Origin of the sequence: Luteibacter anthropi, assembly GCF_023699965.1 — a bacterium.
GTDB classification, from domain to species: domain Bacteria; phylum Pseudomonadota; class Gammaproteobacteria; order Xanthomonadales; family Rhodanobacteraceae; genus Luteibacter; species Luteibacter anthropi.
Map to the genome: position 1 here is coordinate 378,246 of NZ_CP077072.1, position 25,116 is coordinate 403,361.

Sequence of the window (25,116 nt, forward strand, 5' to 3'; positions counted from 1 at the left end):
TCACTTTCCTCCGGCAATCGCCTCGCCGAGTTTCTTTGCATCCACCGGGCCGACGAAACGCTTGGCAACGTGACCATCCGGTGCGATGAGATAGGTGGTGGGCAGCCCCTGCGGCGGATCGAAATCCTTCGGCGGCTCGGTGACATCCACCTGCGCGATCGGATAGACGACCGGATGCTTGGCCAGGAATGCCTTGATCTCCTTCACGTCGGTGTCCTCGAAGGCCAGGCCGATCGCCGCGACGTTCTTGTGATCCTTCACGAAACCGGAGATATCCGGCATTTCCTTGATGCAGGGCACGCACCAGGTGGCCCAGTAATTCACGATCACCCACTTGCCACGCTGGGCAGACAGGTCGAAGGCATGGCCATCGACCGTGGTGACCTTGAGCGTAGGCGTGGCGGCGGTGGCCAGGACAGGCGCACTGGCGGCCAGGGCCAGGGCGGCGGCGAAGCGCAGGATCATTCGAAGGTGTCCTCGTTGGGGGAACGGACGACTTGGGGAGGAAACAGTGTATCCAGCCGGGCCCCCAGCGTGGCATCCAGCGCCAGCGCGAGATTGTCCAGAAGTACCAGCAGTTCGGCCGGCAACGCGATGCCCAGGCGCTCCACCTGCTCGCGCGGATGCAGCGGCAGGCGGTACTGGGCGCAGCGGTACACGCGCAGCAGTTCGGTGGCGTCGAGCGAACGGCTGAGCAACCAGCCACCGGCCTCGCCACGCTGGATCATGTCGGCCTTCTGCAGGTCGTCGAAGTAGCTTGCGATGGCATTGGACGACAGATAAGGCTCGCGCACGCGGACGATGGCCGGATCGACACTTTCGCCCAGGCGTTGCGCGCAAACGAAATGCTGGAGCACCACCAGCAGGCCGATGAACTCGGCGCCATCGGGCAAGGCCTCATGCGGCGTGGTGTACTCGAAGGCCGAAATCGACGCCGCAATGGAGGCGCCAAGGATCACGATGATCCATGACAGGTAGATCCACAGCAGGAAAATGGGAATCGCGGCCAGCGCGCCGTAGATTTCCTCGTAGTTCGGCGAGCGGCGGATGAACTGGGTGAAGCCCCAGCGCGCGATCTCGAAGAGCACGGCACCCAGCAGCGCACCGATGGCGGCATGCCGCCACGACACGCGCCGGTTCGGCACCATCGTATACATGAGCAACAGCGTCACGAACGTAATGCCGAACGGCACGAAATTCAGCAGGGTGCTCTGCGTGGCGATCTGATCCGCCGCCGCATGCAGCATGGGCAGGGCAGTGAGATAGGACGACAAGACGAGGCCACCCACCACGAGGATAGGCCCCAGCGTGAGCGCGGCCCAGTACAGCAGCAGGCGCGATGTCCAGCCGCGGGGCTTGCGCACGCGCCAGATACGGTTCAGGCGGTCTTCGATGCTGATCATCATGGTGACGGCACTGAACAGCATCACCAGCACGGAGATGCCCGTGAGCTGGCTCGCCTTGTCGGCGAAGGCGAGCATGTATTCCTGGATCTTCGCGCCCGTGGCCGGCACGAAGTTGCGGAAGGCATAGTCGGCAATGCTGCCGCGCCATTCGGCAAACACGGGAAACGCCGACAGGATGGCGAACACCGCCACCGTCAACGGCACCAGCGAGACCAGCGTGGTGTAGGAAAGCGCGCCGGCCGTCTCGAAGCATTTGTCGTCGAGGAAACGCGACCAGGTGAAACGAGTGAAGCTGAGGGCGCGATCCCGATCGAAACGCAAGCGCATGTCCATCCTTATCTTCCCGAACGATTGGGAACGTGTGGCAGTTCTGCGAGACTAGCGCCTTCGAAAAGGCGACCATCCATGTCCCACGACGTACTCGTACTCTACTACAGCCGTACGGGCCACACGGCCCAGCTCGCCCGCCTGCTGGCGCGCGGTATCGAGGAAGTGCCGGGCATGCGCGCCCGCCTGCGCCAGGTGCCTCCGGTGGCGCCGGTCACCGAAACGGCCATGCCGCCCGAGCCAGAAGAAGGTGCGCCGTATGTCTCGCGGGCCGACCTGATCGAATGCGTGGGCATGGCGATGGGCAGCCCCACGCGCTTCGGCAACATGGCGGCGCCACTGAAGCATTTCCTCGACACCACGGGTGCGGAATGGGCCTCGGGGGCGCTCGCCGGCAAACCGGCCGCCCTGTTCACGTCCACCAGCACCATGCATGGCGGACAGGAATCCACCTTGCTGTCGATGGCCCTGCCCCTGCTTCACCACGGCATGCTGCTGGTCGGCATCCCCTTCACGGAACCTGCCCTCAGCAGCACCACCAGCGGCGGCACGCCGTACGGGGCCAGCCATGTCGCCGGGCACCGAGGCGACCAGCCCATTTCCGAGGCTGAACGCGAACTGGCGCGTGCGCTTGGCAAGCGACTGGCGGATGTCGCCCGCCGCCTGGGCACGCCGGCGTGACGTCGCCGCTCACGGCCACGCAGAAGACCGGACTCATCGCCTGGGCCGCCCTGCTGGTGGTCCAGGTGCTGTGGTATTCGCTCTACGCGCCGGTATCCATTCCGCGCTGGGTCGCCTTCGCGCTTACGGTACCGCCGCTGCTGCTCCCGCTGCTGGCCCTGCCCAACGTCATCCGCGCCTTGCTGTGGGTGGGCATCCTTTCGCTGTTCTATTTCTGCCACGGCGTATCGGAGGTGTGGAGCTCCACGGCTGACCGCTGGCTTGCCGTGCTGGAGATCCTTTTTACCCTGCTCCTTATCGGCACGCTCGGTGCCGGCGTCCGTCGCCGACGCTGAATGGCCGGCGGCGCGCTGGCGCGTCCTGCGCCAATGCTGCGCAGCGTCTCGACCTCCGTTGCACGGCGGTGCAGGCTAGATCGCGGATACCGACGAAGAGGACCGCACGATGGGATTCCTTCAGGACTCGCCGCGACTGGCCCACCCGTTCCGCAACGACCGCGTGCTCGGCGCCTGGCTCGCACGCACGTTGCCCGATGAGCGGTTCGCCACCACCACTCCCGATCTCGTCGCCCTGGGCGACTACGCCGTCCATGCCTGGGAGCGCAGGCAGCGCACGCCGCGCACCGAACCGGTCCTCACGAACTGGGATGCCTGGGGCGCCCGCGTCGATCGCATTGCCCTGACGCCGGCCTGGGAAGAAGGCCCCTCCCTCACCACACGGCACGGCGTACTGGCCGCTGGCCATGCCTCGACGCCCTGGGCGCGAACGGAACAGTTCGCCCGCGTCTATCTGTATCACCCGGCCAGTGAGTTCTACTGCTGCCCGCTGGCGATGACCGACGGCGCCGCCACGGCCATCCGCGCGGCAGGCGGGCAGGCACTGATGGACCGCGCCCTGCCCCATTTCCTCAGCCGCGATCCCGCCACCTTCTGGCTGTCCGGTCAGTGGATGACGGAGACCCATGGTGGCTCGGACGTCGGCCAGACGGAGACCGTGGCCCGTCGCGATCCCGACGGCCAGTGGCGCCTGTACGGCCGCAAGTGGTTCAGCTCGGCCGTCGTGGGTGAGGCTGCGCTGGCGCTGGCCCGCCCCGAGGGAGCTGGCAAAGGCACCGCCGCCCTGGCCCTGTTCTACGTGGAAACGAAGGACGAACACGGCGCCTGGCGCGGCATCACCATCGACCGGCTTAAGAAAAAACTCGGTACGCACGAGCTTCCCACCGCTGAAATTCATCTCGACGGCCTGCCCGCGACACCGGTCGGACCGCTCGAACATGGCGTAAGGCAGGTGACGCCCATGCTGAACATCACACGCACCTGGAACGCCGTGTGCGCCGTCGCCAGCATGGCCCGGGCAATCTCGCTGGCCCGCGACTATGCCCATCGGCGCCAGGCCTTCGGTGCGTATCTCATCGACCAGCCGTTGCACGCACGTACCCTGGCCGACATGCAGGCCGAGTTCGAAGGCGCGTTCTCGCTCGCGTTCTTCGTCGCCGACCTGTTGGGTCGCAGCGAACAGGGCGAAGCCTCTCCCCGTGAAACCGCCCTGCTTCGCCTGCTTACTCCGCTGGCCAAGCTGTGGACGGCCAAGTCATCCATCGCCGTCGTGTCCGAAGCCCTGGAATGCTTCGGTGGTGCCGGCTATATCGAGGACACCGGCCTGCCCCAATTGCTTCGCGACGCGCAGGTTTACGCCATCTGGGAAGGCACCACCAACGTGCTCTCCCTGGACATGCTGCGAACCCTCAGCGCCGGAGGCCTTCCTGCCTTGAGAGAAACCGTGGCCACTCTGGTGCCGGCCGGCTCGACCGCCTTGCGGCCTATCCATGCGGCGCTGGACGCCACCGAATCGCTGCTCGCCGATACCGCCTCGGACCGTGGCGCACTCGAGGCCTCGGCTCGCGGCATCGCCTTCACGCTGGCCCGGAGCATGGCTGCGGCCCTGCTGGTGCGCTCGGCCGGCTGGGGAGAAGCGGCAGGCGATGATCGCCCGCTGGCGGCCTGCCGTCGCTTTATTGCACGGGGCCTGGACCGGCTGTCGCTGCCCCACACCGACGACGACGCCACGCTGGCGTACGACCGGCCGGCGACACCCTGCGCCCGGAAGGTGCGGGCGGCCATGTAGAATGGCCGCCCCGCTCCACGCCAGTCCCAGGTCAGCCCATGCAGCATCTCACCATCGTCACCACCGGCGGCACGATCGACAAGGTCTACTTCGACGACAAGTCCGACTACCAGATCGGCTCGCCGCAGATCGGTGAGATCCTCACCCAGCTGGGCGTGGCATTCCGTTTCGACGTGATCCCCATCCTGCGCAAGGACAGCCTCCACGTCACCGACGAAGACCGCGCCCTCATGCGCAGCACCATCGAGGCCCAGCCGCACCGCCACGTACTGGTCACCCATGGCACCGACACCATGGTGGAAACGGCGAAGGTGCTCGAAGGCATTCCGGGCAAGGTCATCGTGCTCACCGGTGCCCTGAACCCCGCCCGCTTCCAGGGCTCTGACGCCGTGTTCAACATCGGCTGCGCCGTCGGCGCCGTGCAGACACTGTCCGATGGCGTGTACATCGCCATGAACGGCCGCGTGTGGGACCCGAAGACGGTGCGCAAGAACCGCGACGCCAACCGCTTCGAAGCCGTCTGATTCAGCGCGTCGCCTCGCGACGCGCCCGGTCCTCGACCACGGCATCCACGGTGGCGCCGGCATCCATGACGCCAGCGCCACAGCCCTTCGGACAGCGCCCCTGCACGGGCCGCGCGTTGTCCACCAGTTGCTGCCTTACCTCCTCTACGCTGATCTGCGGATCGGCCGAGCGCATGAGTGCCACCAGCCCCGCCACCTGCGGCGCGGCCATCGACGTACCCGCCAGGTAGCCGAACACCGGGCGCGTTGCAGACGTGCGGCCAAGATCGAGCGTGGACACGATATCGTCCCGACGGATGCCTGACTTCGAGCCGCCCGGTGCGGATAGCGTCAACCCGTCGCCATGGTTGGAGTACCACGCCTGGCTGCCATCGCGCGCCAGCGCACCCACCGAAATGACGCCCGGGCAGTTAGCCGGTGAGAAAGTGGATGCCTTGACGCCATTGTTGCCCGCCGCGACGACGATGACGCTCCCCCTCGCCTGTGCGGCGGCGATGGCCGAAGCAAACGCCTCACCACATGCACCGGGACCACCCAGGCTGAGATTGATCACATCGGCCCGCCGCTCGACCGGAGGCACACCCTCCACGTCCCCACCCGACGCCCAGGTGATGGCATCGACCACGTCGGATGTCCAGGCACCGCACATGCCCGCGGCACGAACCGGCAACAACATCGCCCCCGGAGCCACGCCGACAACACCGTAGCTATTGTCCCCACGCGCGACCGCGAGTCCCGCCACATGCGTGCCATGCCAGGACGACGGATGCGCCACGAGCGATCCGCACTCACCCGGATCGCGCCAATCGCCTTCGTCGGTGGGATCGGCATCCCTTTCGTCCCCGTCGCGAGCCTCCTGCGCGTCGGACAGAAAGTCATAACCGGGCAACAGGCGTCCTTCGAATTCCCGATGGGAAACGATGCCGGAATCGACGACAGCCACCACGGCGCCCTCGCCCTGTGTGTAACGCCAGGCCACTTCCGCATCCGTGCCGTAGCGTGGATCGTGCATGTACCACTGGCGGCGCCAGAGCGGATCGGTCACGGCCGTGAGCTGCAGGCGACGGTCCTCTTCGACGGAAACGACGCCGGGAAGTGCGCGAAGTGCGTCGGCATCGGCCACCTCTTGTTCGTATACCGCCGCATCGGCGCCGAGTGATCTGAGCCGCCTCGCGGCGACGTCTTGGGTCGGCGCCACCGATCGCCGGACGCGTTTTCCTGGTGGTTTTGTTTCGGAGACGGACTGCGGGCTGGAGAACCGGACGATGTAGCGGGTGGACGATAAGGCGCCCTGACTGAAAGTGCCCAGAGCAAGGATCACGACGACGGCAAACGGACAGCGCATGAGGATGGTCCTTTATAAATGGACCATCCACGTTAGATGTGTGCGATTCGCTCGGCGATCACTGCCACCCGTGAGTTCGTGCCGGCAAGCCAACCTGCGCGATGTGGACTTGCCCGCTTGAGGGTAAACGGTCGCGCGCGAGGCGCGCTCCTACAGTCTTTAGGTGGTCGACTTGTATCTGGTCGGCGGATGAGGATTCGCGCCAGTGGCCCGGTCCTGGCGACACCGGCCGTTGTAGGAGCGCGCCTTGCGCGCGAAGGGGTATATTGCATGCCCGGTCGCGCGCAAGGCGCGCTCCTACAGTCAACGTGATTGGAGAACGGCGGATTCGCGCCAGAGGTCGGTGCCGCCATCGGTGGCATGGCGGTCGATTTCCGCGAGTTCTTCTGCGGAGAACGACAGCTGCTTTACGGCATCCAGCGAATTGTCCAGCTGCTCGACGGTGCGCGCGCCGATCAATGCAGAGGTAACACGCGGATCGCGCAGCACCCAGGCAATGGCCAGCTGCGCCAGCGTCTGGCCGCGACGCTCGGCGATGGCGTTGAGTGCACGGATACGCTGGAGATTTTCGTCACTCAACATGTCCTTGCGGAACGAGCCATCACGCGTGACACGTGCATCGGCGGGCACGCCACCGAGGTACTTCGAGGTGAGCAGGCCCTGCGCCAGCGGCGAGAATGCGATGCAACCGGTACCGAGATCATCCAGCGTATCGAGCAGGCCATCCTCGATCCAGCGATTGAACATGGAGTAGTTCGGCTGGTGGATAAAAAGCGGCACGCGCTCGTCGGCAAGGATGGCGGCGGCCTTGCGGGTGAGTTCGGGCGAGTAGCTGGAGATGCCGACGTACAAGGCCTTTCCCTGGCGATGGATATGCGCCAGCGCACGCATGGTCTCTTCCAGCGGCGTGGTCGGGTCCACGCGGTGCGAGTAAAAAATATCCACGTAGTCCAGGCCCATGCGCTTCAGCGACTGGTCGAGGCTGGCAATGAGGTATTTGCGACTGCCGCCGATGCCACCATACGGACCGGGCCACATATCCCAGCCGGCCTTGGTGGAAATGATCAGCTCGTCGCGATACGGCGCGAAGTCGGTGGCGAGAACACGCCCGAAGTTTTCCTCGGCCGATCCCGCGGGCGGACCGTAGTTGTTGGCCAGGTCGAAATGCGTGACGCCGCGATCAAAGGCACGACGCAGGATGGCGCGGCCGGTCTCGAAGACATCGGTGCCGCCAAAGTTCTGCCACAGGCCGAGCGAAATGGCAGGCAGATCGATACCGCTGCGGCCACAGCGGCGGTAAGGCATGAGGTTATCGTAACGGTCGGGGGCGGCGCGGTAAGACATGGGAAGGGCTCCATAGGGATGCCCGCCATCCTAGCAACCTCAGTGCATCGGATATCGGCTTGTCTTTCAACACAGCGATGAAGCTCGTTCATCGCCGATACGACATTTGTCACCCACGCAGCCCTGCCCGCGCCAGGCAGGCGGTCGGCGCCCCATCCTGCAACACCGCTCCCCTGTAGGAGCGCGCCTTGCGCGCGACCGGTGATATCGAAACGATGAAGATGTTCGCAACAACCGGTCGCGCGCAGGCGCGCTCCTACAGGGCGTCAGCAACGCCATGGGTAGATCTGCGCTGGCTACCTAAGGGGCAGGAGCCGACCGTGTCGGCGATGGCTATGGGGCGATTGATGCGCGTTCGCGAGCACCCATCGCGGATGCGATCCGCTCCCACCCCTTTAGTAGTGGCGTTGTAGGAGCGTGCTTGCGCGCGACCGGTGATATCGAAACGATGATGATGTTCGCGATAACCGGTCGCGCGCAGGCGCGCTCCTACAACAAGCTGCCGCGACGAGGGGAGAGGCGGCGGGGGCGGCCCTTGGCGCGACTTGATGGAGGTGAGGGGAGCGGGCGGATAAGGCCGCGTAGCGGGGCCGGCCAGGAAGGCCGGCCTTTTTCGCCGAGGCAGGAGCCGAGTCGAAAAACCCCGCCCGCTCTCCGGGCCCGAAGGGGCGTAAGCCATAAGACACTGAGCCACGCAGCGGCTCCTCCTTTCCCGAGGGACACCGTAGGCCGGAGCGACAAGGGCCGCCCCCGTCGCCTCGTTCGCCACCACGCTCACGCGCCGAGTGCGAGGCCGACAGGCGAGCCTTTCCTACGGAGCGAAACACCACACGGGCTGCGTTCCTACGGAGCGCTACATCGCCGATGCGATCAGCTCCCACACCTTCGGTAGGGAGGCTCTCTTGTTCGGAGACGCCACGTATCAAAGGGTCGCGCGCGAGGCGCGCTCCTACGCACGGGGGTGTAAAAAGCCCGGGCATCCCTGCCCGGGCTTTGTCGCACTGCAGAGATGACGCTTGTGCTTACTGGACTGCCTTCAGCGTCACGCCGGTGAAGGCCGAGTAGCCGCGCACCTTGATGTAGTACGTGCCGGGAGTCGACACGGTCAGGGTGCAGGTCTCGTTGTTGCCGGCAACGTACGGACGGCAGTCGTAGGTCGACGTGGTCGGGGCAGCGCCGCGACGCACGTACAGGTCGGCGTCACCGGTGCCACCGTTGATCGTGACGACGAGGGTACCCGCCGCTGCGTTCACCGAGTAGCTCAGCTCCTGGTTGGCCGAACCGGCGAGGCCGGTCTGGTTCAGCAGCACGGTGCCGCCGGTACCACCCGAGCAGCTCACGCCCACGGCAGCGAAAGCAGCCGTAACGTCAGCCTTGGTGAAGCCAAGGTCATTGGCCGCCGTTTCCACGCCGCATGCACCGCTGTTGAAGGTGCTGTTGGCCTGCCAGTAGAGCTTGTTCGCGCGGGCCATCGCCTGGAACGCGGTCTTCGTGTTCCAGCCGCTGGTCTTGGCGAGCAGGCAGAACGCCTTGTTGTACACACCCGAGGAGTAGTGCACGTCGAGGCTGCTGGTGTAGTTGGCGGCGTTGTCGATCGAGCGACCATCCTGGGTCGGGTTGCACATGTAACGCAGCGCACCGTTGCCCTTGAAGATCTCGGCACCCACCAGCCAGTCGTTCTGGCCGTTGCGGTCGAAGTACTCCACCGTTTCACCTGCCATGTCCGAGAAGGCCTCGTTCATGCCACCGGACTGACCACTGTAGGTCAGGTTGGAGTTCTGTTCCGTGTAGCCATGGCTGATTTCATGACCGGTCACATCGAGCGCCACCAGCGGGTAGAACGTGCTGGCGCCGTCGCCGAAGGTCATCGAGCTGCCGTCCCAGAAGGCATTCTCATAGTTGGTGCCGTAATGCACCTTCATCACCAGCACCATGTTCAGCGGCGGCGCACCGTTGTAGGCCTGGTACATGTCATGCACCACACCACCGAAGTGGTGAGCGTCGTTGATGGGACCATAGGCGCCGTTGATGGCATCGCCGCTGGAGTTCGGGCAGGTGAAGGTCCACAGCGTGCCGGTGCCGGACGTCGCCTTGTTCATGTTGTACGTGCGCACGTTCGCGTTCTGCGCCGTACAGCTCGTGCCCGACTGGGTCACGTCCAGATAGGCCAGGCCGTTGGCACCCCAGGTGTACTGACCGGTCTTCTGGTTGCCGCCGGGACCGGTGGCATTGGCGTAGGTCAGGCCGTCCCACTGCGAGATGATCTCGCCGGTGTTGGCATCGACGAAAGCGGTCGGGCGCGACGGATGGTCGCCGCCGATCACGAACGAGGTGAGATAGACCAGACGGGCCGGAGCGCCGTCCTGCGGATAGACGTAGAGGTCAGCCTTGGCGTTTTCCGGCTTTGCCGAGGTAAGTGCGATGGAGTTGCGGACCAGCGCAGCCACGGCGCGGGACTGATCGAGCTTCGGCGACACCGAAGCGATATCGACCTGCAGGTCGGACGAGACCACGCCGCTGGCGACGAGGGCATTGCCCTGGGCATCCTGTTCCACGGCGACGGTGTGACCGAAGACCGGCACACCCTTGAAGGTCTGCTGCATGCGGACGGTCTGCGTACCGCGGACGGTAGGCGCCGATGCCTTGGCAACGAAGCCGTTGTCCGAGGACAGGCCCAGCTTCGCAGCAAGCTGCGAGACCGGTGCGGCGCCCAGGTTCTGCGCCTGCAGTGCCTGCTCCGATGCCGCCGAGGCGATCGACGTTCCTGCGATCGCCAGCGAGGCGACAAGGAGTTTCAAGCGAACATGACGTGCCATTACGTTCCTCCTCCTGGAAAGGGCCGCACGAAACCATTGCGGTCGGCGGACCACATTCCGAAACGATATGAAAGTCGCGCCGGATGGCGCGAAGCCCGTACAGAATCAGCAAACCCCGCGCTGATCGGAATGCGCCGCCTTCTTCCCTGAGTCCTCGCTACAGCGGTGCGGACCGGAACAAGGGATCGGCGATACGTTGCGTCGATGCCCCACGGAGCCAACCGTCAGCCTCCCCGCCGACGGTCCTTGCCAACCTAGCGCAAGTTATCGCGAACGACTACCTAGGGATTTCCCTAGTAGCCTGAAAAAAGCGATGCTAGACACATCGCCGGCGCATGAACTTGCCGGTTAAGGGGAATGGTCATGACCGATGCATCACTACCTGACGCCGACCTGCGCCAGCGCGCGCCACGTGTACGCGCGTCCTTCCGGCTTACTTCCGACCGCCATCTCGTCGACCACCTGAAGGACCAGCTCGGCCTGGAGGCCGCGCATACCTGGCAGAAAGGCGACCTGGACGACACGGCAATCAACCAGCGCCGCGCCCATGGCTGGTGCCTGCGCATGCCCGAGCAGCGCACGTACACCACCGACACGGCACTGCGCGAGCTGCTCGATGCACTGCGCCCGCGCCAGGATGAGATCGTGACCGCCATCAAGGCGCTGGAGCTGGACGCTCACTTCCACCTGGATGTCGAGGTCCATGCAGGCCACCTGCCCGCCTGTTTCTGGTCGGATGCGAACATCCGCGCCGTCGCCATCTACGGCGCATCCCTGCATGCACAGCTCATCGACGCACCGGCCGAGGGCCGGCCGGCGGATCAGAGCATGCCGGTCTCGAGCTTGGCGGCGTCCGACATCATGGAGTGATTCCAGGGCGGATCGAACACGAGGTCGACGTCGGCCTCGATCACCGTGGGGATCATTTCCAGCTTGGTGCGCACGTCGTCCACGAGGATGTCGCCCATGCCGCAACCGGGCGCGGTCAGGGTCATCTTCACGTAGGCCTTGCGTCCGCCCTCTTCGCTGGTTTCCAGGCTGACGTCGTAGACCAGGCCCAGCTCGACCACGTTGATGGGAATCTCAGGATCGAAGCAGGTGCGCAGCTGCTGCCACACCAGCTTTTCCACGTCGTCGTCCGAGGCATCGTCCGGCAGCTCGATGGGCCGCGGCGGTTCCTTGCCCAGGGCATCGGCGTCGTTGCCGGCGATGCGGAACAGGTTGCCCTCGACATACACGGTGAAACTGCCGCCCAGGGCCTGGGTGATGTAGCCGATCTGCCCGGCCGGGAGCGTCACCGTCTCGCCCTGAGGCACCATGACTGCCGGGCAGTCGCGCTCCAGGGTGAAGGGCTCGCTGCTGAGGCTGAAACCACTCATGAGAATCCTGTAGAGGGCCGCACTGCGGCCGCAAAGTCGGTAATTATGCGCCCGCACGGAGCCTGCCGTAAGCGCTTACCGCCAAGGTCGGGGCTGCGCCTGCCCTGCTCAAGGGCATGACGGGCTGGCAGCCGCTATGATGCCCGCTTTGCCCGGACCTCCCCCTCCATGCCCCACCCGAGCCCGACCCATGGCGGCTGACAGCCTCCGCCGCCTCGCCAGCCTGCTGTTCGGCGCCGTGTGCGCCATCATGTTCGGGTTTGCTGCCGGTGCCCTGTGGATGGTGCCTGCCATGATGTTCGGCCGTGCGCTGCCCGCGCTGGCCCTTCCTGCGGGCTGGCTGCTGGGCCTGGTGGTGCGTCGCTGGCTGAGCATGGAAGGCGCCGTGGGAGCCAGCCTGGCCGCCCTGGCCACCCTGGTGGCCGCTACCTATACCTCCTGCCTGGTCGCCGCGGCGACCATTTCCGGCATGATGAACGTCAGCTTCGCCCAGGCCATCTCCGACGCCGGCCCCGGTATGCTGCTGGCCCTGGCACGACTGGCCCTGGATCCGTCCGATCTTGGGCTTTTCATCGCCGGCGCATTGCTTGCCGCCATCACCGCCCTGCCCATCAAACGGCCTCGCAGCTGACTTTCATGGCAGGTAAATGGCGATACCCGCACCATAAACCGCAAGAAATCCCGTCAACCGGCGCTCGCCGATCGCGTTTAGCGGAGTGAACCAAGGCGTTATGGAGCACGAGGATGGCAAGACTGACGAAACGGACGACGCCGTGAACGGCTCGTTGGCGCTCGACACCACCTCCCTCGAGGACATCCGCGACGTTCCCGCGAACATGAACGCCTTCCTGGCGGGCATCGAGCGCCGGGCCTGGCGCATGGCGGAAATCCACCTGGGCAACCGTGACGACGCGATGGACGCCGTGCAGGACGCCATGCTCCGCCTCGTGAGGCATTACGGCGAGAAGCCGGCCGGCGAGTGGACCCCGCTGTTCTGGGGCATTCTGCGCCGCCGCATCGTCGACCTGCAGCGCCGCCGCAAGGTCCGTTCGATCATCGTCGGCTGGATCGGTGGCGGTCGCGACGACGAAGGTGACGAGCTTCCCAGCTGGGACCCGGCTGACGACGCGCCCGACCCTTCCGCCCGCCTGCAGGATTCACAAGCTTATGGCGACATCGTCGAAGCCCTGCGCCGGCTGCCCAGGCGCCAGCGCGAGGCTTTCACCCTCCGCGTGATGGAAGGCCTCGACGTCGCTGAAACCGCCGCCGCGATGGGTTGCTCCGACGGCAGCGTCAAGACACACCTTTCGCGCGCGATGCATGCGCTGCGCGACCAACTGGAGGCATGGCGATGAGCCAGAACGATCGGAACCTCGAACGTCGCGCCCGGGATCTCTACCTGCGCGCCAGCCGTGATGTCGACCCGGCGATGGCCGGACGCCTCCGGGCGGCCCGCCGCACGGCGCTGGCCGGCCCGCGCGAGTCCATCGCCCGACGCCTGTTGATTCCCGCGAGTGCCTTCGCGATGGCCGCCCTGGCGTCGCTCATCGTCTGGCAGCCCGGCGGTGGTGGCACGGCCGGCGAGCCCACGGCAATCAGCCAAGCCATGGACAACGAGCCGAACGACCTGCCACCGGACGCCGACAGCGCCGATCCGACGCTGTACCAGAACCTGCAGTTTTACAGCTGGCTGGCCTACGCCGACGCCCCCTCGGCGGCGCAGCGCAAGTGATCGTCATGCGTCGTCTCACCGCCAGCGCCGTACTCCTGCTTGCCCTTGCCGCACCTGTGGCGGCGGGCGCCCAGGATCACCCGCCGCCCCACCAGGGCATGCAGATGCCGCAGGGCCCCCTGCCGCCGCCGCGCGCCTGGAAAGACCTGACCGCTCGCGACCAGGATGTCCTGAAGCCGCTCCAGCAGGACTGGGACGGTTTTCCGTCCGACAAGAAGTCGCGGTTCCTCGGCAAGGCCCTGCAGTGGCGCGACCTGCCGGACGACAAGCGGACCGAGATCCGCGACCGGATCGACCACTGGCAGAAGATGACGCCGGAAGAACGTGCCCAGGCACGCGCCAACCGCGAGAAGTTCAAGGACCTCACGCCGGAGCAGCGCCAGAAGCTGCACGACGCTTTCGAGCGCTTCAATAACCTGTCGCCCGACCAGCGCCAGGCGATCATCCAGAAGTGGCACAGCCAGACGCCGGAACAGCGCCGCCAGTGGGTCGACAACATCGGCCCCAACGACGCCCTGCCCCCGCCGCCTCCGCCGCCGGGCATGGGGCCGCCGCCTCCGGGTTCGCATCCACCGCCGCCCTCGGCGCGCTGAGCGGGTTAAGATGGGGGGATGAGCACATCCCCCCTCGACTTCCTCCTCGAGCGCCGCTCGGTCCCGTCACGTCAGCTCACCGAGCCTGCGCCGGACGACGCGACGCTTCGCCGCCTCATCGACGCTGCGATCCGCGTACCGGACCACGGCAAGCTCGATCCCTTTCGCATCCGCATCCTTCGTGGCGACGCCAAGCGCGAGTTCGGCCTTCGCCTGGCAAAGCGTGCTGTCGAGGCCAACCCCGACATCTCCGACGCCAAGCGCGAGAAGGAACGCAATCGCTACGAACACGCGCCCCTTGTACTTATCGTCACGGCGAAGATCGACGGCGACAGCAAGGTGCCCGAACTGGAGCAGCAGATCACCGCAGGCTGCGTGGCCTATAACCTGATGCTCGGCGTGCAGGCACTCGGCTTTGCCGGGCAGTGGCTCACGGGCTGGGCGGCCTACGATCGCGAAGTCGCGAAGCTGCTGGGCCTGAAGAAGAGCGAACAGGTCGTGGGCTTCCTCCACATCGGCACGCCGGCCATGCAGGCGCCCGAGCGCGAGCGCCCCGCGTTCGACGACATCGTGAGCGAATGGGCGCCGTGAGCGGTGATTCCCTCGTCCACCTGGTGGACGGCAGCCTCTACATCTTCCGCGCCTGGCACTCCATGCCGGACGAGTTCCACGACCACGACGGCCATCCGGTCAATGCCGTGCATGGTTTCACGCGTTTTCTCTGTGAGCTGCTCGAACGCAGCCGCGCGGAGCACATCGCCGTGGCATTCGATGCGTCGCTCACGACGTCGTTCCGTAATGCAATCTATCCGCTTTACAAGGCCAATCGCGAACTGCCGCCGCCCGATCTTGAGCGGCAGTTCGTGCTGTGCCGGGAGATCACGGCGGCGCTCGGCCTTACGGTGCTCAACGATCACCAGTACGAAGCCGATGACCTGATCGGTAGCGCGCTGTGGGGCCTGCGCTCGCATGGGTTCCGTGGCGTGATCGTGTCGGCGGACAAGGATTTCGGCCAGTTGCTCGGTGAATACGACGAGCAATGGGATTTCGCGAAGAACGTGCGCTGGGGACCTGCCGGCGTGTTCGAGCGCATGGGCGTTCATCCGCATCAGGTTGCCGATTACCTTGCGCTCTGCGGCGATGCCGTGGACAACATTCCCGGCGTACCGGGCATCGGCGCGAAGACGGCAGCGGCGTTGCTCGCTCATTTCGGCAGCCTCGATGCCGTGCTCGAACGCATCGACGAGGTGCCCTACCTGCGCATCCGCGGTGCTGCCGCCTGCGCCGCGCGATTGCGTGAGCATGCCGAACAGGCCTTGCTGTGCCGCCGTCTGACACGCATCGCACTGGACATCGCGGTAGCGGAAACAGCCGATGCACTGAGCCGCCGCCAGGGCGATGCCGTGGCGATCGACGAACTATGTGAACGCATCCGCTTCGGTCCCCTGACCCGCACCCGCCTGCGCGCCCTCCTGTAGGAGCGCGCCTGCGCGCGACCAGAATGACGGCGGCGCACGAGGTCGCGCGCAAGGCGCGCTCCTACAAAGAGCCTGCCCCTGCCACAGGCCTTGCGCGCCCCCTGTAGGAGCGCGCCTGCGCGCGACCGGAATGACGACGGCGCACGGGGTAGCGCGCTAGGCGGGCTTCTGCAAGGGCGATAGGCGAACGTCACATGCTCGCGCTACCCTTCCGGGGATTGCCCCCATCCGGAGCCGCCCATGCAGCACAGCCCCCTTCCCCATGCCTCGCCGATCCCCGACGACGCCAGCCTGCCGGAAGAAACCCTGCACAAGGCCAAGTGGCTCACGCTGAAGAAGCGCGGCCGGTGGGAGTACGTGGAGCGCAACAACCCCGGGGGCGCCGTGATCATCCTGGCCGTCACACCCGAGGACAAGGTCATCTTCGTCGAGCAATACCGTGTATCGATCCTGAAAAACACGATCGAGATGCCGGCCGGCCTCGTCGGTGACCTGGCCGGCGCGGAAGATGAAGACGTGCTGGTGGCCGCCAAGCGCGAACTGGAAGAAGAAACCGGCTACGCCTGTGGCCGCATCGAGTTCGTTCACGAGGGCCCGTCGTCATCGGGCATGAGCACCGAGATGATCGCCTTCGCCCGCGCCTGGGACCTGGTGAAGGTCGGCCAGGGCGGTGGCGACGAGACCGAAAACATCATCGTCCACGAAGTGCCGCGCGCCGAAGCCGGCAAATGGCTGTTCGACCGCGCCGCCGAAGGCTTTTCCATCGACGCCAAGCTGTTCGCCGGCCTCTGGTTCATCGACCATCCCGAGGCGCACATGCGCTGAGATTCGGGAAACCACACCCGAATCACCCGGCAGGGCCGTTTTTCGGTCCTGTCAATTCTTGCCCCGCCCCCCTCGCCCGGTTAGCCTCTCCAATGGCCTACACCGGCGCCGTTCATGTCAGTCCGCTTCGCCCATCTCCACCTGCACAGCGAATATTCGCTGGTCGACTCGACGATCCGCATCAAACAGCTGATCGCCGCCTGCGCGCGCGCGGGCATGCCGGCTGTCGCCCTTACGGACGACAGCAACATGTTTGGCCTGGTGAAGTTCTACAAGCAGTGCACGGCGGCCGGCATCAAACCCATCGGCGGCTGCGACCTCTGGGTGTCCAGTCCGGACGATCCGCGCCCCTGGCGGCTCACCCTGATATGCCAGAACCGCGACGGTTACCTCAACCTGTCGCGCCTGGTCTCGCGGGCATGGCGTGAAGGCCAGGGCAGCGGACGCGCCCTGGTCGATGCCAGCTGGCTCACCCCGGACGCTGTCCATGGACTGATCGCCATCGTCGGCCGCGAAAGCGAACTGGCGCGCGTGGCCCTCGGTGCCGGCCTCTCTGCCGCCTCGGGTCGCCTGGGTTTCCTGCGCCGCCTTTTCCCCGAAAGGCTCTACCTCGAACTCACCCGCACCGGACGCGAGAACGAGGAAAACTGGGTGCGCGCCGCCATGGCACTGGCCGGCGAGCACGAACTGCCGGTGATCGCCAGCAACGACCTGCGCTTCCTGGAACGCTCGGGCTTCGAATCGCACGAGGCCCGCACCTGTATCAACCAGGGCCGCGTGCTGGCCGATCCCAAGCGCCCGCGCGACTTCAGTGAAGAACAGTATTTCAAGTCGCCTGAAGACATGGCGGAGCTGTTCGCCGACATTCCCGAGGCGCTCGAAAATACCATCGAGCTGGCCAAGCGCTGCAACCTCGAACTGGAATTCGGCACCTATTATCTGCCGAACTTCCCGGTGCCCGAGGGCCACACTCTCGACACCTTCATTCGCGAACAGGCCCAGATGGGCCTGGAAGAGCGCCTGGCGGCGAACCCCATCGCTCCGGGCAAGACACGCGAGGACTACCAGGCCCGCCTTGACCGCGAAGTGGACGTCATCATCCGGATGGGCTTTCCCGGCTACTTCCTGATCGTGGCGGACTTCATCAACTGGGGTAAGCAGAACGGCATCCCCGTGGGTCCGGGCCGTGGTTCGGGTGCCGGTTCGCTGGTGGCCTGGGTGCTGAAGATCACCGACCTCGATCCGCTCCAGTTCGAGCTGCTGTTTGAGCGATTCCTGAACCCTGAACGCGTGTCGATGCCCGACTTCGACATCGACTTCTGCATGGATCGCCGCGACGAGGTGATCGACTACGTGTCGCGCAAATACGGCCGCGACCATGTCAGCCAGATCATCACCTATGGTTCCATGGCGGCCAAGGCCGTGCTGCGCGACTCCGGTCGCGTGCTCGGCATGGGCTATGGCCAGGTTGATCGTATCGCCAAGCTGATTCCGCCGCGTCCACTCGATCTGACGCTTTCATGCGCGCTCGGCCGCTCCGAAAAGGCAAAGAAAGAGCCGGACCGCATCGTCAAGGAATTCTGCGACCTCTACGAGAACGAAGAAGAATCGCGCACGCTGATCGACCTGGCACTGAGCCTGGAAGGCCTCACCCGCAATGCCGGCAAGCATGCCGGTGGCGTGGTGATCGCGCCCACCCCGCTCACCGACTTCGCCCCGCTGTACTGCGAACCCAGCGGCGAAGGCGTCGTCACGCAGTACGACAAGGACGACGTGGAAGCCGTAGGCCTGGTGAAGTTCGACTTCCTCGGCCTGCGCACGCTCACGATCATCGACTGGGCGGTCAAGGCCATCAACCGCCGCCGTGCGACCAGTAGTGAGGAACCACTGGTCATCGAGAGCCTGCCGCTCGACGATCCCAAGGTCTACGACCTGCTGAAGAAGGCGCAGACCGTCGCCGTCTTCCAGCTCGAATCGCGCGGCATGCAGGGCATGCTGAAAGACGCCCAGGCCGACCGTTTCGAGGACATCATCGCGCTGGTGGCGTTGTACCGCCCCGGTCCCATGGACCTCATCCCCAGCTTCTGCGCCCGTAAACACGGCAAGGAAGCGGTGGAATACCCCGATCCGCGCGTCGAGCCCATCCTGAAAGAGACCTACGGCATCATGGTCTACCAGGAGCAGGTGATGCAGATGGCGCAGATCGTGGGCGGTTACACGCTCGGCGGCGCCGACCTGCTTCGCCGCGCCATGGGCAAGAAGAAGCCCGAGGAAATGATCAAGCACCGCGCCACCTTCCGCGAAGGTGCCGCGAAGGACGGTATCGACGGCGAGAAGGCCGATGCGATCTTCGACCTCATGGAGAAGTTCGCCGGCTACGGCTTCAACAAGTCGCACGCGGCCGCCTATGCGCTGGTCTCTTACCAGACCGCCTGGCTGAAGGCGCACTACCCCGCCGAATTCATGGCGGCCACCATTTCGTCGGATATGGACAACACCGACAAGGTGGTGACCTTCCTCGACGAAACCCGCGCCATCGGCATCAAGGTGCTGCCGCCGGATGTGAACGCGTCGGAGTGGATGTTCGAAGCCGTCGAGCCGCGCGTGGTGCGCTACGGCCTGGGCGCCATCAAGGGCGTAGGCCAGGGCATCTGCGAAGAGATTGCCGCCGAACGCAAGGCACGCGGCCCCTACAAGGGCCTCGTGGACTTCTGCCAGCGCATCGGTTCGAACAAGCTCAACAAGCGCGTGATGGAAGCGCTGGTGCAGTCCGGTGCGCTCGATGCGCTCGGCGAAAACCGCGCCACGCTGGTGATGCATATTCCCGAAGCGATGCGCGCGGCCGACCAGGAAGCCAAGAACCGCGTTTCGGGCCAGGTCGATATCTTCGGTGCGGCCTTCGGCGACGCCGAAGCGCCCAGCATCATCGAGCTGTCTGGCTCCGTGCCCGAGTGGCCGCTGGAGCAACTGCTCCAGGGCGAGCACACCACGCTGGGCCACTATCTGTCAGGTCATCCCACCGACCCGTGGAAGGCCGAACTGGCGCAGTTGTCCAGCTGCCCCATTGGCGAGATTCCCCAGCGTTACCAGCCGCCCCGCCCCCGTCGCAACGATGATGATGAAGGCGGCAACCGCTTCCGTCGCGGCCCTGAAACACCGTGGACCGTGGCAGGCATGGTGGTCGGCATGCGCAAGCGCGGCGACAGCGATGCCTTCGTGCAGATCGAGGATGCCACGGGCCTGCTGGAAACCAGTTTCTTCCGTGAAGTGTTCACCGATGCCGCACCGCTGCTCACGCGCGGCAACATGATCGTGATCGAAGGCGGCCTGCGCATCGATGATTTCGCCGGTGGCTACCAGCTGCGCGCACGCAAGGCCTATTCACTCTCCGATGCGATGGAGCATTTCGGTCGCCTGCTGACACTGAAACTCAATGGCGTGGGGCCTGATTTCCCGAAGCACCTGAAGCAGGCGCTGATGGGCTATCGCGGTGGCCGCACGCCACTGATGCTGGCCGGCTACCGCAACGACATCGGGCAGGCGAGCATGGAACTGGGCGAGGCATGGCGCGTGCGGGCCCTGCCCGACCTCGTGCGCACGCTGCGCACGCTGCCGGGCGTACTTGGCACGGAACTGCGCCTCGTACGCCCGGCGGAGTGATCAGTCGTCGAAGTCCAGGTCGATGATCGGATGCGTCGTGACCGTGCGCTGCACGGTTACCTCGCCCAGCTCGACCTCCGAGCCAGACGCATTCTTGATGCCGAGAGACATATGCCGGGCAGAAGGAAACCGGCTCGCATCCACTTCCAGATGCATGGCGCCGGAAAGTGGCCAGCCCGGAGTCGCCATGGCCGACGACTCCTGTCGCTCCAGCAGCACCTTGTTATCGTCATCGCGCAATTGAACGCGAAGCTTGATGGCCGATTCGACATGTCGCGCGCCGAAAGGCACGCGGATCGCGTAACGCACGCCCTGGGCAGGCTTTCGGTCAACGTATTCAGGCTGTCCCAGTTCAAACGTCTGCATGACGTAATCGCCTGCGCTGGCCAGGGAGAATGCCTGGACCAGATGCCGTTTCACACGTCCCGACTCGGTCTTCTCCCGATAGACCCATGGGTGGATGTGTTCCTCGATGCTGTGGGTAGCAACAAGGTTGTATCGCATGAGCGCACCATCATGACGATATTCATCGCCCGTGCCGCCGCCGAAGTCCGCATTGGGCACCGGCACATCGTAGGTCGCGTGATACGGAAGGCCACCCATGGCCCGGGCATCGGGAGCCAGTGCCATGGCGGCGACAAGCATGGCCATCGCATGCATGGTTTTCATCTCGTTCAATCCTTTGTCGAGTGGAATCATTCGTGTGTCTTGCCTTGCGCGATACTTACCGCCGAGACCACCAGTCGCTTGCCGCCATCATTGCCCTGGCGGCGGAAGGCCAGCTTGACCTGCGCCCCTTCCGGAACCGACGGCACCTCCCAGCGAAGCACATGATGGCCCCAGGTTCGCGATGCGGGCACGACGACTTCATCGCGGGCCTGAATGACCTTGCCCGTCGCATCGAGCAACATCACGATGACCTGCAATCGGCTGCCATCCGTATCGAACGCACCTGCGGAATAACGGACGATGAAGTGGCTCCGGCTATCCAGCGATGGAATGGCAGCCACGGCCTGCCACAGGGCATGCCCATCGGCGTGCAATTCAGCGCCCCAGCGGCCTGCGTATTCCCCGGCATAATTGTGCCGCCGATGCGTTCCTTCCCAGTGCACCAGATGCGTCCAGCGAATCGCACGCGAACTGCCGATACGACCGGTCATCGTAAAGTCGCCGTTCTTGAGCCCCAGATCGCATGCGGTGCTGAAATCAGGAAGCAATCCGTTCGCACAGACCGAAGATCCGGCCATTGCAGGGCAGGTCCAGGCCGACATGATGCAGAGTGCCGTCGCAGCTCGCCAGGCGAGTGTTCGTGACTGATTCTTATGCATCGTCATGTCACCAATCCTGCCTGGCCCACTGCGCCGCTACTGCCTCGTCCATGCGCACCACCGATACTTCGGTGACGGTAACCGGCGCGCTCGCCGTGGTCACCGCGAGCTTCACATTAAGCGCATCTACATCGTCGCCAGCAGGTACGACAATCCAGCCGATCAGGCCCGCGCCCGCTCCACCCCGGGCCGGACGGGACAGGACCACGGACGACTGTGTAGAACCGACAGCCGCCCCACGTTTCAACAAGGAGAGATCCAGACTGACAGAAGCCTCTCCTTTCGTAGCGTCGATCCGGGCACGAACCGCATAAACCACGTCGTGCATGGCGGGCGTTTCCTGCGTGGGCAACCGGATCGTCTGGCTGATGCCGTCGCGCTGACGTGCGAGCGTGAAGACTTCGTCGGCTGCCGTCTGCTGGTGGCGGCCCCGGCTGCCGTCGATATATATCCACGGAGCGATGTGCTGCGCCACGCTATGCCTCGGGCTCTCCGGCTCCCAGGCCCCACCCCATGACGGCTCGTGCCAGCGCTCATCGCCGGGAAATCCCCCCAGGGTTTCGTTGGGCACGGAAACCCGACAGGTATCGCTCCACGAAGCGCCCTCGCAGGAGGGCAGGCGATCGATTACTGAAGCGGCATTTGCAACGCCGCTGCATGTCACGGCCAGGGCAACGATGCCCAGGCTGCGGAGAAACATGTCCTTGTTCATTTGCATTCCTTTGGTATGTCAACGGTCCCACGGATGACGTGCGTCACCGGGGCGAAACTGTAGTTCGGGGACAAATGTGTCCGGTGGTGCCCGGAGGATGAAGACGTCATCGATCGTGGTTGCTCCCCACCCACTTTGCGTGGCAATGGATACGCGCAACGCGGTCGGATGGTTTGTCCCGGAAGAACCGATCCATGCCGTCAGCTCACGTGACGCGCTGTAGCTGGGCGTTCGCATCTGCAAGGTCCGGTTTGCCGTGGCAATCACCTTGTCTCCTTCCAGCAAGGTCAGTTCCATTCTTACGTCGACGTGGCCGCTCCACGAGCCGACGTGGGCATGCACGGTGTAACCCGTAGCCCCGCCACGGCCCTGCACGGGAAGCGATACGGTCTGCATGACGACGTCACCGACGCTTTTCAGGTGAAAGGCATCTTCTGCATCCTGCTGCGGATACCCTGTGCCCGCGTAATCGATGTATGTCCAGGGCGCGATATGGTCCGCCACGCTGTGCGGCCATTGCCAGAACAGATAGGGCTGGTAACCATGCGAGTAGCGGTAGTCATCGGGCGGCCCGTCGAACCGGCCATTGGGTACCATGAGATGACATGGTTGCTCGACGCCGGCACGCTCGCACGCCGGCAGGCGATGCAGGCCGGGATGTCCTGGAATAACGACCTGCGCATTAGCATCACCAACCACCAGCAGCATGAAGAACCATGCCCCGGCAGCGATGCATGCGCATCTATTCTTTCCACTATCCAGCGCGCGCATCACCGTACGGGCACCAGTTCCTCCCATGCCACATCGGCAGGAGCCCGTACCAGCATCACGTCATCCACGATCACGGGGCCGACACCCCGGGCGGCCGCGCCCAAGGCAATGACAAGCGTATCGGCATCCGCACCTGCGGGTACCAGGAGGTGGTTTACGAAAGCCTGTACGGGCGCGCCACGACCCGGTGCAGCTTGCGTGTACCCGATGGATTGAAGGGTTACGGCCTCATTCTTGAGCATCACCAGACCGGCGGCCGCATCGGATGGCCTTGTCGTTCCTCTGACGTACGCAACAAGGGTGTAACGCATGTCCATGGGGGCCGCTGTCAGCGCACCCATTCTCTGCACGATCCGGTCTCCCGGACTGTAGAGGGTCACGTAGGTGGTGGCAGTGAGCCCTTTGTGGAACTCACTGCCCGCCCCAGCGACGTAAGTCCATGGAGCGATATGCTCGGTGACACCATGCCTCCTGCCTGTACTGGGCGTCCAGGTAAATTCGTCATGGTAGTGATTGTCCCCCGAGGGCCCTGAGAATTCCGCATTGGGCACATGGATGCGACAGGCATCCAGCCACGTGGCGGATTGGCATGATGGAAGGTGCTGCAACACGTCATGCAGCGGCCCACTTGCATGACTGCTGCCATGCCATGCCAGCCCCATGCAACTCACACCTACGAACGCCCAGCGGCGCCATTGCACTGTCATCGTCATCACTCCTTTGACTTGTCGATTCTTCCGTTCCCTGGACACGGGAACGAGAGCGGAATCCCTCCGCGCCACCATTGAAGCAATCCCTGAAAAGGTTTTGGGCGCGGACTACAGGAGACGGTATCGAGGACTACGGATTGACGGGTGAGATGACCGCAATCTGCCACCGGCCTCGCATGAGCCCAGAAGATTCTCATCCAATTCAGCCACTTGCAGGCCGCAGCCACTCCATACTGCCGCGCACACCACCCCGGCCACGGCCCGGCTATAATGACCGGTCTTGCCCGGATGCTCCGTATTCCATGAATCCCAACTTCCTCGATTTCGAACAACCCATTGCCGAGCTGGAAGCGAAGATCGAAGAACTCCGCCATGCCAGCAGCGGACAGGCGTTCAACATCGATGAGGAAGTGGCCCGCCTGCGCGAAAAGCTCAAGCTGAAAACGGCCGAAATCTTCCGCAATCTCACGCCATGGCAGGTCAGCCAGCTGTCGCGTCATCCGGGGCGCCCGTACACGCTGGATTACATCCAGGGCATGTGCGAGGAATTCCACGAACTCAAGGGTGACCGCATGTTTGCGGACGACCAGGCCATCGTCGGTGGCCTGGCGCGCATCAACGGTCGCTCGATCATGATCGTGGGTCACCAGAAGGGCCGCGACACCAAGTCGAAGGTCAAGCGCAACTTCGGCATGCCGCGGCCCGAGGGCTACCGCAAGGCGCTGCGCCTGTTCAAGATGGCCGAGCGCTTCGGCATTCCCGTCTTCACCTTCATCGACACCGCAGGCGCATGGCCCGGCATCAATGCCGAGGAACGTGGCCAGTCCGAGGCCATCGCGCGCAACCTGCTCGAAATGGCCGAACTGCGCGTGCCCATCCTGTGCACGGTGACGGGCGAAGGCGGTTCCGGCGGCGCACTCGCCATCGGCGTGGGCGACCGCACGCTGATGCTGCAGTACTCCACGTACTCGGTCATCACCCCGGAAGGCTGCGCATCCATCCTGTGGAAGAGCGCCGACAAGGCCAAGGATGCTGCCGAGGTCATGGGCCTCACGGCGCCGCGCCTGCTGGAGAACGGTCTTATCGACAAGATCGTCCGCGAGCCGCTGGGCGGCGCCCATCGCAGCCCGCAGTCCATGGCCGTGCGCCTGAAGGCCGTGCTGCTCAACCAGCTCGACGCGCTGGAGGCCCTGCCGATCGACACCCTGCTCGAACAGCGCTACCACCGCCTGCGCGGCTACGGCGCCTTCACCGAATGAGCATCCGGGGCCTGGCGCACGTTTGAACCCTGCGCCAGGCCCCTAAACCTACGCGGGCGTGACGTAGCTGCCTGTACCATCGGCGCATCCCTGAATGTGGAG

Annotated in this window: 26 protein-coding genes; 15 read left to right on the forward strand and 11 right to left on the reverse strand. The window is 64.9% G+C overall.

The features are described 5' to 3' along the window. The gene (locus KR767_RS01725; RefSeq protein ID WP_166952658.1) at positions 1 to 465 is read right to left on the reverse strand and encodes a TlpA family protein disulfide reductase; all 465 of its coding nucleotides are present in this window, start codon (positions 463 to 465) and stop codon (positions 1 to 3) included. Continuing rightward, entirely contained in the window at positions 462 to 1,733 is a 1,272-nt protein-coding gene (locus KR767_RS01730) for a YihY family inner membrane protein (RefSeq protein WP_166952655.1), read from the reverse strand. Before KR767_RS01730 ends, KR767_RS01725 begins: the two co-directional genes overlap by 4 nt. 78 nt (positions 1,734 to 1,811) lie before the next feature. On the opposite strand from KR767_RS01730, the gene wrbA reads away from it, so the two are divergent. The 4 genes from wrbA to KR767_RS01750 all read left to right on the forward strand — a co-directional run bounded on the left by wrbA (position 1,812) and on the right by KR767_RS01750 (position 5,062). Then, on the forward strand, positions 1,812 to 2,414 hold the full coding sequence (gene wrbA, locus KR767_RS01735) for an NAD(P)H:quinone oxidoreductase (protein WP_166952652.1): 603 nt from the start codon (positions 1,812 to 1,814) through the stop codon (positions 2,412 to 2,414). Further along, positions 2,411 to 2,749 carry a DUF2069 domain-containing protein gene (locus KR767_RS01740; protein WP_166952649.1) on the forward strand — a complete coding sequence of 113 codons (339 nt, stop codon included), beginning with the start codon at positions 2,411 to 2,413 and terminating at the stop codon, positions 2,747 to 2,749. Before wrbA ends, KR767_RS01740 begins: the two co-directional genes overlap by 4 nt. A 109-nt stretch (positions 2,750 to 2,858) precedes the next feature. Then, positions 2,859 to 4,538 (forward strand): acyl-CoA dehydrogenase family protein, encoded by a 1,680-nt coding sequence (locus tag KR767_RS01745; RefSeq protein ID WP_250877916.1) that lies wholly within the window; start codon positions 2,859 to 2,861, stop codon positions 4,536 to 4,538. Positions 4,539 to 4,576: 38 nt separating this feature from the next. Further along, positions 4,577 to 5,062, forward strand: coding sequence for an asparaginase domain-containing protein (locus KR767_RS01750; protein ID WP_166952643.1), 486 nt, complete (start codon positions 4,577 to 4,579; stop codon positions 5,060 to 5,062). A gap of 1 nt (position 5,063) precedes the next feature. Here the strand turns inward: KR767_RS01750 and KR767_RS01755 are convergent, their stop codons facing one another. The 3 genes from KR767_RS01755 to KR767_RS01765 all read right to left on the reverse strand — a co-directional run bounded on the left by KR767_RS01755 (position 5,064) and on the right by KR767_RS01765 (position 10,567). Beyond that, a complete protein-coding gene (locus tag KR767_RS01755; protein ID WP_250877917.1) occupies positions 5,064 to 6,185 on the reverse strand; it encodes a S8 family peptidase in 1,122 nt (373 codons plus the stop codon). 525 nt (positions 6,186 to 6,710) lie between these two features. Continuing rightward, positions 6,711 to 7,751 (reverse strand): L-glyceraldehyde 3-phosphate reductase, encoded by a 1,041-nt coding sequence (gene mgrA / locus KR767_RS01760; RefSeq protein WP_250877918.1) that lies wholly within the window; start codon positions 7,749 to 7,751, stop codon positions 6,711 to 6,713. Between the two features lie 1,022 nt (positions 7,752 to 8,773). Continuing rightward, positions 8,774 to 10,567, reverse strand: coding sequence for a M4 family metallopeptidase (locus KR767_RS01765; RefSeq protein WP_250877919.1), 1,794 nt, complete (start codon positions 10,565 to 10,567; stop codon positions 8,774 to 8,776). A gap of 363 nt (positions 10,568 to 10,930) precedes the next feature. Here KR767_RS01765 and KR767_RS01770 point away from each other — a divergent pair, with 363 nt between their 5' ends. Further along, positions 10,931 to 11,437, forward strand: a complete 507-nt coding sequence (locus tag KR767_RS01770) for a DUF4279 domain-containing protein (protein ID WP_250877920.1) — start codon at positions 10,931 to 10,933, stop codon at positions 11,435 to 11,437. On the opposite strand, the gene sufT is transcribed toward KR767_RS01770, so the two are convergent. Beyond that, complete coding sequence (gene sufT, locus KR767_RS01775) at positions 11,389 to 11,946, reverse strand: putative Fe-S cluster assembly protein SufT (protein ID WP_166951386.1); 558 nt, start codon at positions 11,944 to 11,946, stop codon at positions 11,389 to 11,391. The two genes, KR767_RS01770 and sufT, sit on opposite strands and share 49 nt — an antisense overlap. A 190-nt stretch (positions 11,947 to 12,136) precedes the next feature. Between sufT and KR767_RS01780 the strand changes: the two genes are divergently transcribed. The 8 genes from KR767_RS01780 (at position 12,137) to dnaE (ending at position 20,234) form a co-directional block, all read left to right on the forward strand. Next, on the forward strand, positions 12,137 to 12,577 hold the full coding sequence (locus KR767_RS01780) for a hypothetical protein (protein WP_166951383.1): 441 nt from the start codon (positions 12,137 to 12,139) through the stop codon (positions 12,575 to 12,577). A 100-nt stretch (positions 12,578 to 12,677) separates the two neighbouring features. Further along, the gene (locus KR767_RS01785; protein WP_208392676.1) at positions 12,678 to 13,301 is read left to right on the forward strand and encodes an RNA polymerase sigma factor; all 624 of its coding nucleotides are present in this window, start codon (positions 12,678 to 12,680) and stop codon (positions 13,299 to 13,301) included. Next, a complete protein-coding gene (locus KR767_RS01790) occupies positions 13,298 to 13,678 on the forward strand; it encodes a hypothetical protein (RefSeq protein WP_250877921.1) in 381 nt (126 codons plus the stop codon). The genes KR767_RS01785 and KR767_RS01790 overlap by 4 nt, the downstream gene beginning before the upstream one ends. A gap of 5 nt (positions 13,679 to 13,683) precedes the next feature. Next, complete coding sequence (locus KR767_RS01795; protein WP_250877922.1) at positions 13,684 to 14,271, forward strand: DUF3106 domain-containing protein; 588 nt, start codon at positions 13,684 to 13,686, stop codon at positions 14,269 to 14,271. Positions 14,272 to 14,289: 18 nt separating this feature from the next. Continuing rightward, positions 14,290 to 14,862, forward strand: a complete 573-nt coding sequence (locus tag KR767_RS01800) for a nitroreductase family protein (RefSeq protein WP_166951374.1) — start codon at positions 14,290 to 14,292, stop codon at positions 14,860 to 14,862. A gap of 62 nt (positions 14,863 to 14,924) precedes the next feature. Beyond that, complete coding sequence (locus KR767_RS01805) at positions 14,925 to 15,749, forward strand: 5'-3' exonuclease (RefSeq protein ID WP_425602763.1); 825 nt, start codon at positions 14,925 to 14,927, stop codon at positions 15,747 to 15,749. 240 nt (positions 15,750 to 15,989) lie between these two features. After that, positions 15,990 to 16,574 carry an NUDIX hydrolase gene (locus KR767_RS01810; RefSeq protein ID WP_166951368.1) on the forward strand — a complete coding sequence of 195 codons (585 nt, stop codon included), beginning with the start codon at positions 15,990 to 15,992 and terminating at the stop codon, positions 16,572 to 16,574. Between the two features lie 114 nt (positions 16,575 to 16,688). Further along, entirely contained in the window at positions 16,689 to 20,234 is a 3,546-nt protein-coding gene (gene dnaE, locus KR767_RS01815; RefSeq protein WP_250877924.1) for a DNA polymerase III subunit alpha, read from the forward strand. Here dnaE and KR767_RS01820 read toward each other — a convergent pair whose 3' ends face one another. Both KR767_RS01820 and KR767_RS01825 read right to left on the reverse strand, forming a co-directional pair. Beyond that, positions 20,235 to 20,903, reverse strand: coding sequence for a hypothetical protein (locus tag KR767_RS01820; protein WP_250877925.1), 669 nt, complete (start codon positions 20,901 to 20,903; stop codon positions 20,235 to 20,237). A 26-nt stretch (positions 20,904 to 20,929) separates the two neighbouring features. Beyond that, positions 20,930 to 21,394 carry a hypothetical protein gene (locus tag KR767_RS01825; protein WP_250877926.1) on the reverse strand — a complete coding sequence of 155 codons (465 nt, stop codon included), beginning with the start codon at positions 21,392 to 21,394 and terminating at the stop codon, positions 20,930 to 20,932. A 16-nt stretch (positions 21,395 to 21,410) separates the two neighbouring features. Here KR767_RS01825 and KR767_RS01830 point away from each other — a divergent pair, with 16 nt between their 5' ends. Next, the gene (locus KR767_RS01830; RefSeq protein WP_250877927.1) at positions 21,411 to 21,551 is read left to right on the forward strand and encodes a hypothetical protein; all 141 of its coding nucleotides are present in this window, start codon (positions 21,411 to 21,413) and stop codon (positions 21,549 to 21,551) included. 18 nt (positions 21,552 to 21,569) lie between these two features. Here the strand turns inward: KR767_RS01830 and KR767_RS01835 are convergent, their stop codons facing one another. From KR767_RS01835 to KR767_RS01845, 3 genes are read right to left on the reverse strand one after another with little or no spacing between them, the layout of a single operon-like run. Further along, entirely contained in the window at positions 21,570 to 22,274 is a 705-nt protein-coding gene (locus KR767_RS01835) for a hypothetical protein (protein WP_250877928.1), read from the reverse strand. An 18-nt stretch (positions 22,275 to 22,292) separates the two neighbouring features. Beyond that, positions 22,293 to 23,072, reverse strand: a complete 780-nt coding sequence (locus KR767_RS01840; protein WP_250877929.1) for a hypothetical protein — start codon at positions 23,070 to 23,072, stop codon at positions 22,293 to 22,295. Beyond that, positions 23,045 to 23,752, reverse strand: a complete 708-nt coding sequence (locus tag KR767_RS01845) for a hypothetical protein (protein WP_250877930.1) — start codon at positions 23,750 to 23,752, stop codon at positions 23,045 to 23,047. The genes KR767_RS01840 and KR767_RS01845 overlap by 28 nt, the downstream gene beginning before the upstream one ends. Positions 23,753 to 24,057: 305 nt before the next feature. On the opposite strand from KR767_RS01845, the gene KR767_RS01850 reads away from it, so the two are divergent. Further along, on the forward strand, positions 24,058 to 25,014 hold the full coding sequence (locus KR767_RS01850) for an acetyl-CoA carboxylase carboxyltransferase subunit alpha (RefSeq protein ID WP_166951348.1): 957 nt from the start codon (positions 24,058 to 24,060) through the stop codon (positions 25,012 to 25,014). Positions 25,015 to 25,116: the final 102 nt, after the last annotated feature.

Coding starts and splice junctions, on each gene's coding strand:
- KR767_RS01725 (WP_166952658.1), bottom strand. CDS start 465: ATGATCCTGCGCTTCGCCGCCGCCCTGGCCCTGGCCGCCAGTGCGCCT.
- KR767_RS01730 (WP_166952655.1), bottom strand. CDS start 1,733: ATGCGCTTGCGTTTCGATCGGGATCGCGCCCTCAGCTTCACTCGTTTC.
- wrbA (WP_166952652.1), top strand. CDS start 1,812: ATGTCCCACGACGTACTCGTACTCTACTACAGCCGTACGGGCCACACG.
- KR767_RS01745 (WP_250877916.1), top strand. CDS start 2,859: ATGGGATTCCTTCAGGACTCGCCGCGACTGGCCCACCCGTTCCGCAAC.
- KR767_RS01750 (WP_166952643.1), top strand. CDS start 4,577: ATGCAGCATCTCACCATCGTCACCACCGGCGGCACGATCGACAAGGTC.
- mgrA (WP_250877918.1), bottom strand. CDS start 7,751: ATGTCTTACCGCGCCGCCCCCGACCGTTACGATAACCTCATGCCTTAC.
- KR767_RS01765 (WP_250877919.1), bottom strand. CDS start 10,567: ATGGCACGTCATGTTCGCTTGAAACTCCTTGTCGCCTCGCTGGCGATC.
- KR767_RS01770 (WP_250877920.1), top strand. CDS start 10,931: ATGACCGATGCATCACTACCTGACGCCGACCTGCGCCAGCGCGCGCCA.
- sufT (WP_166951386.1), bottom strand. CDS start 11,946: ATGAGTGGTTTCAGCCTCAGCAGCGAGCCCTTCACCCTGGAGCGCGAC.
- KR767_RS01780 (WP_166951383.1), top strand. CDS start 12,137: ATGGCGGCTGACAGCCTCCGCCGCCTCGCCAGCCTGCTGTTCGGCGCC.
- KR767_RS01785 (WP_208392676.1), top strand. CDS start 12,678: ATGGAGCACGAGGATGGCAAGACTGACGAAACGGACGACGCCGTGAAC.
- KR767_RS01790 (WP_250877921.1), top strand. CDS start 13,298: ATGAGCCAGAACGATCGGAACCTCGAACGTCGCGCCCGGGATCTCTAC.
- KR767_RS01795 (WP_250877922.1), top strand. CDS start 13,684: ATGCGTCGTCTCACCGCCAGCGCCGTACTCCTGCTTGCCCTTGCCGCA.
- KR767_RS01800 (WP_166951374.1), top strand. CDS start 14,290: ATGAGCACATCCCCCCTCGACTTCCTCCTCGAGCGCCGCTCGGTCCCG.
- KR767_RS01805 (WP_425602763.1), top strand. CDS start 14,925: ATGCCGGACGAGTTCCACGACCACGACGGCCATCCGGTCAATGCCGTG.
- KR767_RS01810 (WP_166951368.1), top strand. CDS start 15,990: ATGCAGCACAGCCCCCTTCCCCATGCCTCGCCGATCCCCGACGACGCC.
- dnaE (WP_250877924.1), top strand. CDS start 16,689: ATGTCAGTCCGCTTCGCCCATCTCCACCTGCACAGCGAATATTCGCTG.
- KR767_RS01820 (WP_250877925.1), bottom strand. CDS start 20,903: ATGAAAACCATGCATGCGATGGCCATGCTTGTCGCCGCCATGGCACTG.
- KR767_RS01825 (WP_250877926.1), bottom strand. CDS start 21,394: ATGACCGGTCGTATCGGCAGTTCGCGTGCGATTCGCTGGACGCATCTG.
- KR767_RS01835 (WP_250877928.1), bottom strand. CDS start 22,274: ATGAACAAGGACATGTTTCTCCGCAGCCTGGGCATCGTTGCCCTGGCC.
- KR767_RS01840 (WP_250877929.1), bottom strand. CDS start 23,072: ATGGGAGGAACTGGTGCCCGTACGGTGATGCGCGCGCTGGATAGTGGA.
- KR767_RS01845 (WP_250877930.1), bottom strand. CDS start 23,752: ATGACAGTGCAATGGCGCCGCTGGGCGTTCGTAGGTGTGAGTTGCATG.
- KR767_RS01850 (WP_166951348.1), top strand. CDS start 24,058: ATGAATCCCAACTTCCTCGATTTCGAACAACCCATTGCCGAGCTGGAA.